The organism is Nonomuraea sp. NPDC050227, assembly GCF_044459705.1.
Lineage (GTDB): Bacteria > Actinomycetota > Actinomycetes > Streptosporangiales > Streptosporangiaceae > Nonomuraea.
Map to the genome: position 1 here is coordinate 299,781 of NZ_JBITJF010000014.1, position 13,421 is coordinate 313,201.

Here is a 13,421-nt window from a genome sequence, read left to right on the forward strand (position 1 = left end):
TGGAAGAGTGTGATCCTTCGGCGACGCAGGGTGAACACATGCCAGAGGCCCCCCGGCACAATCTTCCAGCAGAGCCCAATCGGTTCGTGGGCCGCGAACGCGACCTCGACGACCTGCGCGGGCTGTTCGGCGAGACGCGCGTGGTCACGTTGTGCGGCGTCGGCGGCATCGGCAAGACCCGGCTGGCCCTGCGGGTGGCCGCCGGGCTGGTGGGCGGCTATCCGGGCGGGGTGTGGCTGGTCGAGCTGGCCAGGGTCAGCCGTCCGGAGCAGATCGTCCAGGAGATCGCCCGGGCGCTGCGGGTGCGCGAGGAGAGCGGGCGCCCGCTGCTCGACACCGTCACCGCCCGGCTGCGCGAGCTGCGCTGCCTGCTGCTGCTCGACAACTGCGAGCACCTGGTCGACGGGTGCGCCGAGCTGGCCGCCGAGCTGGTCGCCTGCTGCCCCCGGCTGAGCATCCTGGCCACCAGCCGGGAGCCGCTGCGCATCGCCAGCGAGCTGATCTGGCGGGTGCCGCCGCTCGACCTGCCCGAGATGGGGTACGCCGACGCCGAGTCGGTGCAGCTGTTCATGGACCGGGCCGCCGCCGGCGGCACCCGGCTCGGCCCCGACAGCCTGCCCGACGTGGTCCGCCTGTGCCAGGCGCTCGACGGGCTGCCCCTGGCCCTGGAGCTGGCGGCGGCCCGTACGAGCCTGCTCAGCCCTGGGCAGATCGCCGACCGGCTCGACGACCGTTTCTCGCTGCTGACCACGGGCGGCCGTACCGCTCCTGCGCGGCAGCGCACGCTGCTGGCCACCGTCGACTGGAGCTACGACCTGCTGTCGGCCAAGGAGCAGGTGCTGCTGCGCCGGCTGTCGGTCTTCGCCCGCGACTTCGACCTCGACCTGGCCGAGCAGGTCTGCGCCGAGCGGCCCATCGCCCGGGACGAGATCGTCGACCTCCTCGGCGGCCTGGTCGACAAGTCCCTCGTGCTGTGCGACGAGGAGCGCAGGCGCTACCGCATGCTGGAGACGATCAAGCGGTACGCGATGAAGCGGCTGGAGCGGGCCGGCGAGCGCGAGGACGTCCGCGAGCGGCACCTCACCGTCCTGTGCGACCTGCAGGAACGCCACTTCACGACCGAGATGGTCCGGCCGGGCGTGCCCTGGCCGGAGCGACTGGAGTGCCTGACGGCCAGCAAGCAGCTCCTCGACGACCAGCGGGCCGCCCTCGACTGGGCCGCCGAGTCCGGCAACGCGCGGCTGGGCCTGCGCCTGTGCGCCGCCAGCACCGCCCTGCTGCCCATCTCCGGCAACCTGACCGAGATCGTCGGCTGGATCGAGCGGCTGCTCTCGCTCGACCTCGAACCCGTGCCCGACGGGCAGGTCGCGCAGGGCAAGGCGTACCTCGCCTACGGGCTGGAGGCCCGCGACGAGCTCAGCCGGTCGCTGGAGGTGGCCACGGAGAGCCTGGCGGGGCTGGGCGAGGAGAACGTGTTCACCCGCTGCGTCATGCACAGCCTGGTGGTCGTCGTCCTGCTCCGCATGGGCCGCATCGACGAGGCGCTGCACCACGCCGAGCGCGGCCTGGCCGAGGCCACCGAGTCGGGCGACGCCTGGAACCAGGCGGCGGGGCTGGCCGGGCTGTCGGCGGTGGCGCTGACCAGGGGCCGGCTGCGCGAGGCCCAGCGGCTGGGCGACGAGGCCCTGGCACGGGCGCGCGAGCACGGCCACCGCTGGCTCATGGCCAGGATGGCCGCCCAGCTCGGCGCCGTGGCCGAGGCCCGCGGCGACCTGGAGACCGCCAAGTCCCGCTACGAGCTGGCCGTCCCGTGGTTGTGCGAGCTGGGCAGCGACTCGGACCTGGCGCGCTGCCTGGCCAGGGTGGGCCGGGTCGCGGCCATGCTGGGCGAGTTCGCCGCGGCCAGGGAGCGGCTGGCCGACAGCCTCGCGCTGAGCCGGCAGACCGGCCAGCGGCAGGGGGTGGCCCGGTGCCTGGCCGGCCTGTCGGTGCTGGCCGAGCACGAGGGCGACCTCGACGGCGCGGTGCTGGCCGCCGCCGCCGCGGCCACGCTGCGCGAGTCCATCGGCCAGCACTCGGCCACGATCCGGATCGAGGAGCTGCTCTCGCGCGCCCGCGCCAAGCTCGGCGAGGGCCGAACGGCCTCCCTGTGGTCGCGCGGCCGGGCGATGAGCCCCGACGCCGCCGCCCGTCAGGTGCTGGCGGGGGAGCGGCCCGCGGCGCCGCCGCCCGCGCCGGCCGAGCCGGTCAGGCACTCGCTGCTGACCGTGCGCGAGCTGGAGATCGCCGGCCTGCTCACCCGCGGCCTGTCCAACCGGGCCATCGCCGAGGAGCTGGTGATCAGCCCGGCCACGGTCGCCCGGCACATCGCCAACATCATGGAGAAGCTGGGGTACACCTCGCGCGCGCAGATCGCGGTGTGGGCCGCCGAGCACCCCAGCGCTTCTGCATAGGGATCTGCATATTCCGCCCCATGTAGGCACGTGACCCCCTCCCTACCGTGGACGCCATGGATGAGCACATCGTCATGGTGGACTCCGGCACGGGCGTGGAGCTCACCGAGAAGCAACTGGACGAGCGGTCGGCGATCGCGACCGCCCAGTTGCGGCGCAGAGGGGTGCGCGCGGGCGACACGGTGCTCGTCTGCCTGCCCGTGGGGCCCGACCTGCTGGTGGCGGCGGACGCGGTGATGGCGGCGGGCGGCGTCGTCTGGCCGGTGCCCGCCGACCTCGACCGTGCCGGGCTGGGCGAGCGCATCCGGGCCAGCGGCGCCCGGGTGATGATCTCCGACGTGCCGGAGGCGGTGGAGGCGGCCGAGGAGTCGCGGGTGCGGATCGTGATGAGCGTGGCCGAGCTGGGCGGGCGGCATCCGTATCCGCGCAGTCGCGGACAGTCCACGGAAAGTGATCGCACGCGGTCGGCCGGAGGTGGAGACTGAGCGCACCTGTGATCCTCCGCTGACCCTGGGCACCGACATGACTCCGCCAGTTCCGCACAACCTGCCCGCAGAGCCCAACCGTTTCGTCGGCCGCGGGCGCGACCTGACCGAGCTGAGCACGCTGGTCCACGACGAACGCGTGGTCACGCTGAGCGGCGTCGGCGGCATCGGCAAGACCCGCCTGTCGCTGCGGGTGGCGGCCAGGGCCGCGCCGGGCTTCGCCGACGGCGTCTGGCTGGTCGAGCTGGCCCGCCTGGCCGACCCCGCGCTGATCGTCAACGAGATGGCCGGGGTGCTCGGCGTCCGCGACGAGGCGCCGGGGCGGCTGCTGGACGGCCTGCGCGTACGGCTGCGCGAGGCCAGGGCGCTGATCGTGCTCGACAACTGCGAGCATCTGGTCGACCGCTGCGCCGAGCTGGTCGCCGGCCTGATCGCCGACTGCCCCCAGCTGCGTTTCCTGCTCACCAGCCGCGAGCCGCTGCGCATCCCCGGCGAGCTGGTCTGGCGGGTGCCGCCGCTGGAACTGCCCGACGACCACCATCCCGACGCCGAGTCCGTGCTGCTGTTCGTCGAGCGGGCGCTGGCGGCGGGGGCACGGTCCGTGACCGGCAGCATGGACGACGTCGTGCGCCTGTGCCGGGCGCTCGACGGCCTGCCGCTGGCGCTGGAGCTGGCCGCGGCCCGCACGAGCCTGATGAGCCCGGGCCGCATCGCCGACCGCATCGGCGACCGGTTCACCCTGCTGACCAGGGGCGACCGTACCGCGCCCGCCCGCCAGCGCACCCTGCTGGCCACCGTCGAGTGGAGCCACGACCTGCTGCGGCCCAAGGAGCGCGTGCTGCTGCGCCGCCTGTCGGTCTTCGCCGGGCTGTTCGACCTGACCGTGGCCGAACGGGTGTGCGCCGACGGCGGCATCGTGCCCAGGGCCGAACTGCTCGACCTGCTCAACGGCCTGGTCGACAAGTCGCTGGTGCTCCACCACGACGGGCGCTACCGCCTGCTGGAGACCATCAGGCAGTACGCCGCCGAGCGGCTGGCCGAGGCGGGCGAGCTGACCCGGCTGCGCGACCGGCACCTGCGGGTGATCTGCGAGGAGATGGAGCACTGTTACCGGGCCGGCACGCTCGACCCGCGCATGCCCTGGTCCGCCCGCGTCCCGCACTTCGTCAGGGGCCGCGCGCTGATGGACGACTGCCGGGCGGCGGTGGAGCGGGCGGTGGAGTCGGCCGACCCGGTGCTCGGGCTGCGCCTGGCCCGCGCCGCCCTGGCCATCCTCGCCGTACGCGGCGAGCTGGGCGAGACCGTCGGCTGGCACCAGCGGCTGCTCGCGCTCGACCTGTCCAGGGTGCCCTCCGACGTGGTCGCCGTGGCCAAGGGCGGCCTGGCGTACGGGCTGGAGATCTGCGACGAGCTGGCCCGCGCCGAGGAACTGGTCGTGCAGGGGGTGGAGGAGCAGAAGAGGCACCCGTACACCCACTGGCTGGGCGTCACCTACAGCGTGGCGCTGGCCGTGTTCTTCCGCACCGGCCAGAGCGAGAAGGCGCTGCGTTACCTGGAGGAGCTGGAGGCGGCGGCCGCCGCCCACGACGACCTGTTCAACCTGGCCACGGTCCGCATCGCGCAGCTCAACCTGGCGCTGTTCCGCGGCCAGCTCCGCCAGGCCCGCCGGCGCGGCGAACAGGCGCTGGCCCTGGCCAGGGAGGCCGGCCACCACTGGACGCTGGCCAGGGCGCTGACCCACCTGGGCGCGGTGGCCGAGGCGGCGGGCGACCTGGAGGCCGCCATGACCTGCCACACCTCGGCCCTGCCGTTGCTGGAGGACATGGGCAACCGGGTCGAGCTGGCCCGCTGCCAGGCCAAGCTGGGCCGGGTGGCGGCCCGGATGCACGACTATCCGGCCGCCCGGCTGCACCTGGCCGCCAGCCTGGCCCTGAGCACCCGCACCGGCCAGCGCAGGGGCGTGGTGCGGGCGCTGACGGCCATGTCGGCGCTGGCGGCCGAGCAGGACGACCTGGAGGGCGCGGTGCTGGCCGCCGCCGCCGCGACCGCGCTGCGCGAGGCCATCGGCCAGTACGGCGTCCCCGGCCCGGTCCAGGAGCTGCTCACGCGGGCCAGGGCCGGGCTCGGCGAGGGCCGGGTGTCGCTGCTGTGGGCCAAGGGGGCCCGGCAGTCGCCCGACGAGGTCGCCAGGCGCGTGCTCGATCCCGGCCAGGCCGTTCCCGCGGGGCCGTCCGGGCCGCCGCCGGGGGCCTGGCAGGGCGGGCTGACCGGCCGGGAGCTGGAGATCGCCGCGCTGCTCACGGGCGGGCTGAGCAACCGGGCCATCGCGCTGAAGCTGGTGATCAGTCCGGCCACGGTGGCCCGGCACGTCGCCAACATCATGGAGAAGCTGGGCTTCGCCTCCCGGGCCCAGATCGCGGTGTGGGCCACCGGGCACGGCCTGGAAACGGACCACGAATAAGCTGGTATTCATGCCTTTCGCGCCACATTTCCCGGTGATGCTCAGGACCGAGGACGGTGTCCGCATCGACGCCGCCCACACCCCCTCGGCGGCCGGGGACATCGGGATCGTCATGGCGCACGGCTTCACCGGATCCTGGCGCGAGCGCACCGCCCGCCGCATCGCGCACGTGCTCAGCGGCTACGGCGGCGTGCTCGCCTTCGACTTCCGCGGCCACGGGCGCTCGGGCGGCGAGACGACGGTCGGCGACCTGGAGATCCTCGACGTGGAGGCCGCCGTACGGCATGCCCGCGTGGTCGGCTACCGGCGGATCGCGGTCGTCGGCTTCTCCATGGGCGCGGCGGTGGCCGTCCGGCACGCGGCGCTGCGCCGGGGCGTGGACGCGGTGGCGGCGGTCAGCGGCCCGGCGCGCTGGTACTACCGGGGCACCAAGCCCATGCGCCAGGTCCACTGGGCCATCGAGCAGCCGTTCGGCAGGTTCGCCGCCCGGCTGGCCAAGCGCACCAGGATCGCGAGCGGCCAGTGGGACCCGATCCCGATGCCGCCGCACGAGGCCGCCGCCCTGGTCTCGCCCGCCCCGCTGCTGGTCGTGCACGGCGACGCCGACGCCTTCTTCCCGCTGGACCACGCCCACCAGCTCTACGACGGCGCCCGCGAGCCCAAGGAGCTGTGGATCGAGCCGGGTTACGGGCACGCGGAGTCGGCCGCCAGCCCCGAACTCATCCGGCGTATCGGTAAATGGATCTCCTCGAACCTTTCGTGAGTAATACCCGTCTACCTAAGACGGATGGAAAGGATCCGCCAGGAGAAAAGTCCTCGGGGACGGAAACCGCCTTCGCGGTGACCGTGGGACATACTTCAGTAGCCGGGCAGTCGCCGACTGTAGGCGGCGGATCCGGCACCTAGCGTCGCGGGGGCACGCTGGGTGCCCTCCCCGGCCCGCAAGAGGGGGCCCCGCGGCGCGCGGGGCCCCCTCTTCGCCCGCCGCTAGCCCAGCCGGGCGATCGTCTTGTACTCCAGGTAGCCGTTCAGGCCCTCGGGGCCGAGCTCGCGGCCGATGCCGCTGGCCTTGAAGCCGCCGAAGGGCGCGTTCGACTCCAGCATGAAGCAGTTGACGCCGTAGGTGCCGGTGCGCACCTGGCGGGCGACGTTCATGCCGCGCTCGGCGTCGGCCGTCCAGACCGTGCCGGCCAGGCCGTAGTCGCTGTCGTTGGCGATGCGCAGGGCGTCGGCCTCGTCCTCGTACGGGATCACCGCCAGGACCGGGCCGAAGATCTCCTCGCGGGCGATGCGCATGTCGTTGCTGACGTTGGCGAAGACCGTGGGGGCGACGTACCAGCCGCGGTCACGGGGACGGTCGAGGCCGCCGACGACGACCTTGGCGCCCTCGTCCATGCCGATCTTGATGTAGCCCTCGACGCGCTCCTGCTGGCGCTTGGCCACCAGCGGGCCGATGCCGGTCGCCGGGTCGGCCGGGTCGCCGACGGGCTGGGAGTTGACCATGTTCGCCACGGCGTCCACGACCTCGTCGTACCGGCTGCGGGAGGCCAGGATGCGAGTCTGGGCGACGCACGCCTGGCCGTTGTTCATCAGCGTGGCCATGGCCAGGAAGCCCATGCTGGCCTGCAGGTCGGCGTCGTCCAGGATGATCGCGGCGGACTTGCCGCCGAGCTCCAGGCTGACCCGCTTGAGCTGCTCGCCGCAGATGGAGGCGATGCGGCGGCCGGCGGCGGTGGAGCCGGTGAAGGCCACCTTGTCGACGCCGGGGTGGGAGATCAGGTGCTCGCTCACCTCGCGCCCGGCGGGCACGATGTTGAGCACGCCCGCCGGGATCCCGGCCTCGGCGGCCCACTCGGCCAGCAGGTACGCGTCCAGCGGCGTCTCGGGCGCGGGCTTGAGCACGATCGTGCACCCGGCCAGCAGCGCGGGCGCGACCTTGGTCATGGTCACGAACTGGGGCACGTTCCACGGGACGACGGCCGCGACGACGCCGACCGGCTCGCGCCGCACGGTGATCGGCCCGAACAGTCCGGGACGCTCCTCCTCCTGGGCGAACTCCTTGCCCAGCCCGGCGTAGAACTGCAGCATGCCGAGCGGCTGCGGCGCCTGCGCGAGGTTGGAGAAGGTGATCGGCGAGCCCATCTCCTCAGTGATCAGGGCGGCCATCTCGCCCTGGCGCTCGTTGTAGATCGCGGCCAGCCGCTCGATCACGGCGGCCCGCTCGGCGAACGTCATGCGCGGCCACGGCCCGTGGTCGAACGCCTGGCGGGCGGCGGCCACCGCGCGTTCCACGTCCTCGGCGGCGCCGTCGGGGACGCGGCCCACGACCTCCTCGGTGTGGGGGGAGATGACGTCGATCGTCCCGGTGCCGGCGGGGGTCACCCATTCGCCCCCGATGAACAGCTTGTCGTGCTGGCGCATGTCGTGAGCCTCCTGCTTGACCGAATGCTTGCTTGTTGGGCGTACGCCTCAAGGCGACCGAACCATGTTCTGTCCGGGCGCGCAAGAGGGGCGCGGCAGCGGTGTGCCGCGCCCCTCGGGACGTCGCTAGCGGGGGTCGCCCAGCAGGTGCCGCATCGACCGCTTGACCAGGTCCGTACGCGCGGCCTGGCCGGTCAGGCTCTCCACGCCGAAGCCCAGATAGACGGTGTCCGCGGTGACGATGCCGCCGCCCTCCTCGAAGACCTGGTCGGTGCGGAACCAGTTGTTGATCGAGGGGGCCGAGCCGGCCGGCGGCGCGGCGACGGCCCAGCCGCCGAGGTCGGACTCGAAGGACGTCTCACCGGCCGCCGCGCCGTCCAGGGTGACCTTGGCGTCGTCGAGGAAGACGCCCGCGCCCTGGGTGGACCAGTCGCTGACGTAGGAGATCGACAGCTCGACCCGCTTGCCCGCGTACGGGGTCAGGTCCACCTTCCACTGCTGCCAGCCGCCGGAGTTGCCCGAGGCGGCGTGCCACGCGCCGGAGGACCCGGTCGGCTCGCAGGCCGCGCCCTGGTAGTGCCGCGTGAACGGATGGATCACCCGCCAGCCGCCGCTGTTCTCGGCCTTGCAGCTCTCGCCGGTGCTCTGCGAGGTGTGGCCGTTGACGTCGGGGAGGGTGGTCCAGTCGTCGGCGCCCGCGGTGTGCGCCTCGACCGTCAGGAAGTCCCAGTCGGCCTCGGTGTCGTAGGAGGTCCAGAACGACAGGTCGCCGGAGCTCCTGCCGGTCAGGTCCACGGTCGTGGTCAGCCGTTTCCAGGAGACGTCGGCGATGCCGCTGTAGACGTCCCAGGAGCCGGTGTGGGGGTCGAAGGGGCCGCCGGGGCGCACCCACTTGACCTGGGCCGAGCTCGCGAACAGCGGGAACTGCGCCGGGGGCAGGATGGCCGAGGTGGCCACGAACGAGTTGGTGTGGCTGGGCTGCAGCGTGCCGGCGAAGCCCTCGAACGCGCCGCCGTTGCCCTTCAGCGCGAACGGCTGCCCGCTCGCCTGGTCGGCGCCCCCGTCGTCGAAGAAGACGTAGGCGCCCAGCCAGTACTGCTGGAAGTCGTTGAACACCTGGATGCACGGCGGGTCGTCGGGGACCGTGCACTCGGGGTGGCCGGGCTGGTCGGGCTCGTAGTAGTACGCGCCGTTGTTGTTGGCCGCGTACGAGGGGTACTTGCCGGCGTGCAGCAGCTTGCCGCCCTCGTTCAGGTAGTCGCGCACCGCCAGCTCGGTGTCCACGCCGCCCTTCGACATGGTGCCGGCGACCTGTCCGGGGGAGCGGGGGATGACGTCGTCGCCGGTCTCCCAGACCACCGCCTTGTAGTGGCTGAGCACGCCGAGCGGGTGCGGGGCCCGGCGGCCCATCTTGTCCATGTCGTAGACGTCGGTCGGGTAGCCGGCGTCCTGGAGCGCCTTGACGTAGTCGGCGGCGTACTTGGCCTCGGTCCCGCCCTGGGCCGGGCTGAGGCCGGTGACGTCCTCGGTGGCCAGCACGAGCACCTTGCCGCCGATGTCGTCCTGCACGGTGTAGGTGAAGTCGCCGCTCTTCCTGCCGATCGCGCTGAACCAGACCTTGACCTTGTCGCCCGGCCGAGTGCCGGTGATCGTGCCGCGCAGCCGGTGGTAATAGCGGTCGTAGCCCTTGCCGTACCGCTCGCCGCCCTTCCACTCGCCGGTCGGCGCGATCCTCGTCCGGCCGCCGTTGACCTGGTAGTTGAGCAGGACGGGGCCGATCCGCCGCTTGGCGGTGACCTGGACGGCCTGGTCGGTGCCGTAGCTGAACTCGAACGGGTCGAGCACGAAGTCGGGCGTCCTGTTGCCCAGGTGGCTGACCGGCTCGGCCGGGTCGGCCGCGGACCTGGCGACGTCGAGCGCGAACGGCAGGTTCTTCTCGAACTCCGCCTGCACGGCCGCCTCGTCGTCGGGGAAGACGAACCCGCAGCCGTCGCAGCCCTCGTCGAGCTCCGGCGTCCAGGACAGGGTGCCGTACCTGGCGTGGGCGTGGTCGTTGGTGTCGCCGTTCGTGGTGTAGAGCTCCGCGCCGAGGTCGGGGTCGAACCCGGGGACGGCCGGGGCGTCGTCGTCGCCGGTCAGGGCCTCGTAGATCGGGTTGTCGGCGGTCTTCGTAGCGATCTGGAACCCGCTGGGGTAGAGCAGCAGCGGGCCGTAGGAGTGGTAGTTCAGGTTCATCTCGAACCTGACCCGGTTGAGCAGGCCGTCCATGGCCCTGGTCTCCGGCTCGCTGGCCGGGCCGGTCCCGCGGAAGGTCTCGCTGCTCGGGATGCTCGACGAGCCCTCCTCGTCGTAGCGGAAGTTCGTGGGGAAGTTGCGGTTCGGGTCCACGCCGTCGCCGTTGCCGATCTTCCCGTCGCCGTCGTTGTCGCGCAGGTTCTTGCGCCACAGGCGGTTGCCCTCGGTGAAGGTGAAGTCGTAGCCGTCGGGGTTGGCCACCGGCACGAACCACAGCTCGGTCCGGTTGAGCAGGTCCCGCAGCGCCGACCTGTTGGCGATCACGTACTTCAGCAGCCGCATGTCCACCTCGGCGGCGATCCACTCGCGGGCGTGCTGGGTGGCCGAGTACAGCGTGGCGGGCTTGAGCCCGTCGGGCAGCAGCCGGGCGCCCGTGGAGACCTTGACGGCGAGGATGTCCTGGCCCTTGAGCGTCCTGCCGATGGACTGCAGCTCGACGATGTCCCTGTTGGCGTTCGCGATCGCCCTGAGCTGGTCGGCGATGCCGCCCCGCTCGGAGTACGACCGCCACACGGTGTAGCCGCCGGCCGCCTGGGCCTTGGCGGCCTGGAGGTTGCTCTGTCCCTGCGGGTTGCGCACCGGCTCGGGCCGCAGGCCGAGCTTGGCCAGCCCGGCCAGGTCGGCCTGGGCGGCGGTCAGCTCGACGTGCTCCTTGTCGCCGCCGTTCTCGTGCTGGACGACGTCGAAGCCCTTCTCCCGCAGGAGCTGGGCGGTGCCCGGCTCGCCGTCCACCTGGTAGAGGTCGATGCGGTCGCCGGGCGGCAGCGGATCGACCGACGCCTCGGCGGTGAGGGGGACGAGGGAGGTGCCCAGACCGAGGAGCACGGCCGCGGCGATGGTCATGATTCGAGACACGATCTGCCCCTTCGCAGAGACGAGTTCGATCGCCATCTCAGACCGGGATCAAGCCCTCCACAAGGCCCAATCTTTTAGATCTTCCTTATTTCCGACAAAGGACTATGTACCTCGCCAAAGGTGCGTCAGTTGGCTGGTTCGGATGACAGCCATCAAGATCATCTTCTATAGTTTCGGTCCGTCTATGCGAGGAGGGGACGGGTGTGAGGATCTGGCGGCTCGCCGCGGTCTTCGTCGTCCTCTCCGGGCTGCTCGGGCTCGCCTCCCCACAGCCGGCGTCGGCCGATCCCAACATCGACGAGCTGCGCAGACTCACCAAACAGGCGTCCCGGCTCAACGACCTCTACCGCGGCCAGATCCAGAGCCTGGAGGAGATCAGGATCCAGGCCAAGAACGCCACCGACACCTCCGGCGACCTGGCGGCGCGCCTGGCCGTGGCCCAGGCCGGCGTGGCCGAGATCGCGCGCCAGACGTACGTCAACGGCCCCCTCGACGGCATGCAGCTGTTCGGCCTCAGCGTCGACCCGGCCATCGCGCTCGGGCAGGCGGCGAACATGTCGTACATGGCCGCCGAGCGGACCGAGCGCGTCCAGAGCATCCAGAAGCTCATCGCGAAGTCCAAAGAGGCCAAGCTCAACGCCAACGACAAGATCAACAAGCTGAAGAAGGAGATCAGGACCCTTCAGGGCAAGCGGCGCGAGATCGAGCGCCTGCTCGCCAAGTACGGCTTCCAGCAGCCCGGCGGCGCCGAGGGCCTGACCCCGCGCATGATCGCGGTACGCGCCGAGATCATGCAGAACTTCCCGATGAAGTACGGCGTGGGCTGCCTGCGCCCCGGCGACCCCGGCGAGCACGGCAAGGGCCGGGCCTGCGACTTCATGATGTCCCGCGGCGGCACCATGGCCTCCGGGGCCGACGCCGACCGCGGGGACGCCCTGGCCGAATGGCTCATCAAGAACGGCGCGCGGATCGGCGTCATGTACATCATCTGGAAGCAGCGCTACTACGACATCCGGTCAGGCGGAGGCTGGGACCCCATGTCCGACCGGGGCGGCGTGACCGCCAACCACTACGACCACGTTCACGTCTCGGTGTTCTGAGCGACCCGCTCCCGATACCACGCGTAGGACGCCTTGGGGGTGCGGCGGCCCGTGGCGAAGTCCACGTGCACCAGGCCGAAGCGCTGGTGGTAGCCCTCGGCCCACTCGAAGTTGTCCAGCAGCGACCAGACGAAGTAGCCGCGCACGTCCACGCCCTCGGCCCGCGCGGCCATGACGGCGTCGATGTGGCCGCGCAGGTAGTCGATGCGGGCCTGGTCCTCGACCGTGCCCTGCGGGGTGAGCTCGTCGGGCTGGGAGCAGCCGTTCTCGGTGACGTGGATCGGCGGGAGCGCGCTGCCGTACCGGGCCTTGAGGCCGGTCAGGAGCTCGCGCAGGCCGTCGGGCACGACCGGCCAGCCGAACGCGGTCGTGGGATACCCCGTGACGCCGGTGTCGGTGAACGGGAGCACCTCGCCGGGCGGCGGGGCGGCGATCCGGGTGGGGTTGTAGTAGTTGATGCCGAGGGCGTCCAGGGGGGCGGAGATGGTCTCCAGGTCGCCGTCGCGGACGAAGTCGAGGTCGGAGGTGTAGACCGAGAGGTCCGGATACCTCCCGAGCAGCACCGGGTCGTTGAACAGCCGGTTGTGCAGGACGTCGTAGGCGTCGGCGGCCTTGACGTCCGCCTCCTCCTGCGACGCGGGCCAGACCGGCGTGCAGTTGTTGGTGATGGCCACCTGCCGCGCGCCCGCCGCGCGCAGGGCCGCGACCGCCAGGCCGTGGCCGAGGAGCTGGTGGTGGGCGACGGGGAGGGCGTCGAGCAGCAGGGCCTGGCCGGGGGCGTGGATGCCCATGGCGTGGCCGAAGGCCATGTGCACGAACGGCTCGTTCAGGGTGATCCACAGCGGGATGCGGTCGGCCAGGCGCTCGGCGACGATCGCGGCGTAGTCGGCGAAGCGGCCGGCCGTGTCGCGGTCGGTCCAGCCGCCGCGGTCCTGGAGGGCCTGGGGCAGGTCCCAGTGGAAGAGCGTCGGCACGGGCTGGATGCCGGCCGCCAGCAGGCCGTCGGTGAGGCGTTCGTAGAAGTCGAGGCCCGCCGGGTTCACCTCGCCGGCGCCGAGCGGCTGCACCCGCGGCCAGGCGATGGAGAAGCGGTAGGCGTTCACGCCGAGGCCGGACATGAGGGCGACGTCCTCGCGCCAGCGGTGGTAGTGGTCGCAGGCCACGTCCCCGGTGTGGCCGTCCCTGGTCCGGCCGGGCTCGTGGGCGAAGGTGTCCCAGATGGACGCGCCCCGGCCGTCCTCGGCCACCGCGCCCTCGATCTGGTAGGCGGCGGTCGCCGTACCCCATAAGAACATCTCGGCTCCTTTATGCGAGTATGGCTCATGTTAACGGACGGCAAAGTGGCCGGTCT

8 protein-coding genes are annotated in these 13,421 nt (G+C 72.1%); 5 read left to right on the top strand and 3 right to left on the bottom strand.

From position 1 onward, the window contains the following. The first annotated feature begins 38 nt into the window (after positions 1-38). From ACIBK9_RS42825 to ACIBK9_RS42840, 4 genes are read left to right on the top strand one after another with little or no spacing between them, the layout of a single operon-like run. On the top strand, positions 39-2,453 hold the full coding sequence (locus tag ACIBK9_RS42825; RefSeq protein WP_397164654.1) for a LuxR C-terminal-related transcriptional regulator: 2,415 nt from the start codon (positions 39-41) through the stop codon (positions 2,451-2,453). Between the two features lie 56 nt (positions 2,454-2,509). After that, positions 2,510-2,938, top strand: coding sequence for an AMP-binding protein (locus ACIBK9_RS42830; protein WP_357996525.1), 429 nt, complete (start codon positions 2,510-2,512; stop codon positions 2,936-2,938). A 37-nt stretch (positions 2,939-2,975) separates the two neighbouring features. After that, positions 2,976-5,399: a LuxR C-terminal-related transcriptional regulator gene (locus ACIBK9_RS42835; RefSeq protein ID WP_397164656.1), complete on the top strand. Its 2,424-nt coding sequence runs from the start codon at positions 2,976-2,978 to the stop codon at positions 5,397-5,399. A 10-nt stretch (positions 5,400-5,409) separates the two neighbouring features. Next, entirely contained in the window at positions 5,410-6,162 is a 753-nt protein-coding gene (locus tag ACIBK9_RS42840; protein ID WP_397164657.1) for an alpha/beta hydrolase, read from the top strand. 224 nt (positions 6,163-6,386) lie between these two features. On the opposite strand, the gene ACIBK9_RS42845 is transcribed toward ACIBK9_RS42840, so the two are convergent. Then, positions 6,387-7,820: an aldehyde dehydrogenase gene (locus ACIBK9_RS42845; RefSeq protein ID WP_358288440.1), complete on the bottom strand. Its 1,434-nt coding sequence runs from the start codon at positions 7,818-7,820 to the stop codon at positions 6,387-6,389. Positions 7,821-7,946: 126 nt separating this feature from the next. Next, positions 7,947-10,970: a M14 family zinc carboxypeptidase gene (locus tag ACIBK9_RS42850; protein WP_397164659.1), complete on the bottom strand. Its 3,024-nt coding sequence runs from the start codon at positions 10,968-10,970 to the stop codon at positions 7,947-7,949. A 203-nt stretch (positions 10,971-11,173) separates the two neighbouring features. Here ACIBK9_RS42850 and ACIBK9_RS42855 point away from each other — a divergent pair, with 203 nt between their 5' ends. Further along, positions 11,174-12,070, top strand: a complete 897-nt coding sequence (locus tag ACIBK9_RS42855) for a coiled-coil domain-containing protein (protein ID WP_397164661.1) — start codon at positions 11,174-11,176, stop codon at positions 12,068-12,070. Here the strand turns inward: ACIBK9_RS42855 and ACIBK9_RS42860 are convergent. Beyond that, positions 12,052-13,365: a GH1 family beta-glucosidase gene (locus ACIBK9_RS42860; RefSeq protein WP_397164663.1), complete on the bottom strand. Its 1,314-nt coding sequence runs from the start codon at positions 13,363-13,365 to the stop codon at positions 12,052-12,054. The two genes, ACIBK9_RS42855 and ACIBK9_RS42860, sit on opposite strands and share 19 nt — an antisense overlap. Positions 13,366-13,421: the final 56 nt, after the last annotated feature.

What these genes read in the sequence shown, in the direction of transcription:
- ACIBK9_RS42825 (WP_397164654.1), top strand. Translation starts at nt 39, where the DNA reads ATGCCAGAGGCCCCCCGGCACAATCTTCCAGCAGAGCCCAATCGGTTC.
- ACIBK9_RS42830 (WP_357996525.1), top strand. Translation starts at nt 2,510, where the DNA reads ATGGATGAGCACATCGTCATGGTGGACTCCGGCACGGGCGTGGAGCTC.
- ACIBK9_RS42835 (WP_397164656.1), top strand. Translation starts at nt 2,976, where the DNA reads ATGACTCCGCCAGTTCCGCACAACCTGCCCGCAGAGCCCAACCGTTTC.
- ACIBK9_RS42840 (WP_397164657.1), top strand. Translation starts at nt 5,410, where the DNA reads ATGCCTTTCGCGCCACATTTCCCGGTGATGCTCAGGACCGAGGACGGT.
- ACIBK9_RS42845 (WP_358288440.1), bottom strand. Translation starts at nt 7,820, where the DNA reads ATGCGCCAGCACGACAAGCTGTTCATCGGGGGCGAATGGGTGACCCCC.
- ACIBK9_RS42860 (WP_397164663.1), bottom strand. Translation starts at nt 13,365, where the DNA reads ATGTTCTTATGGGGTACGGCGACCGCCGCCTACCAGATCGAGGGCGCG.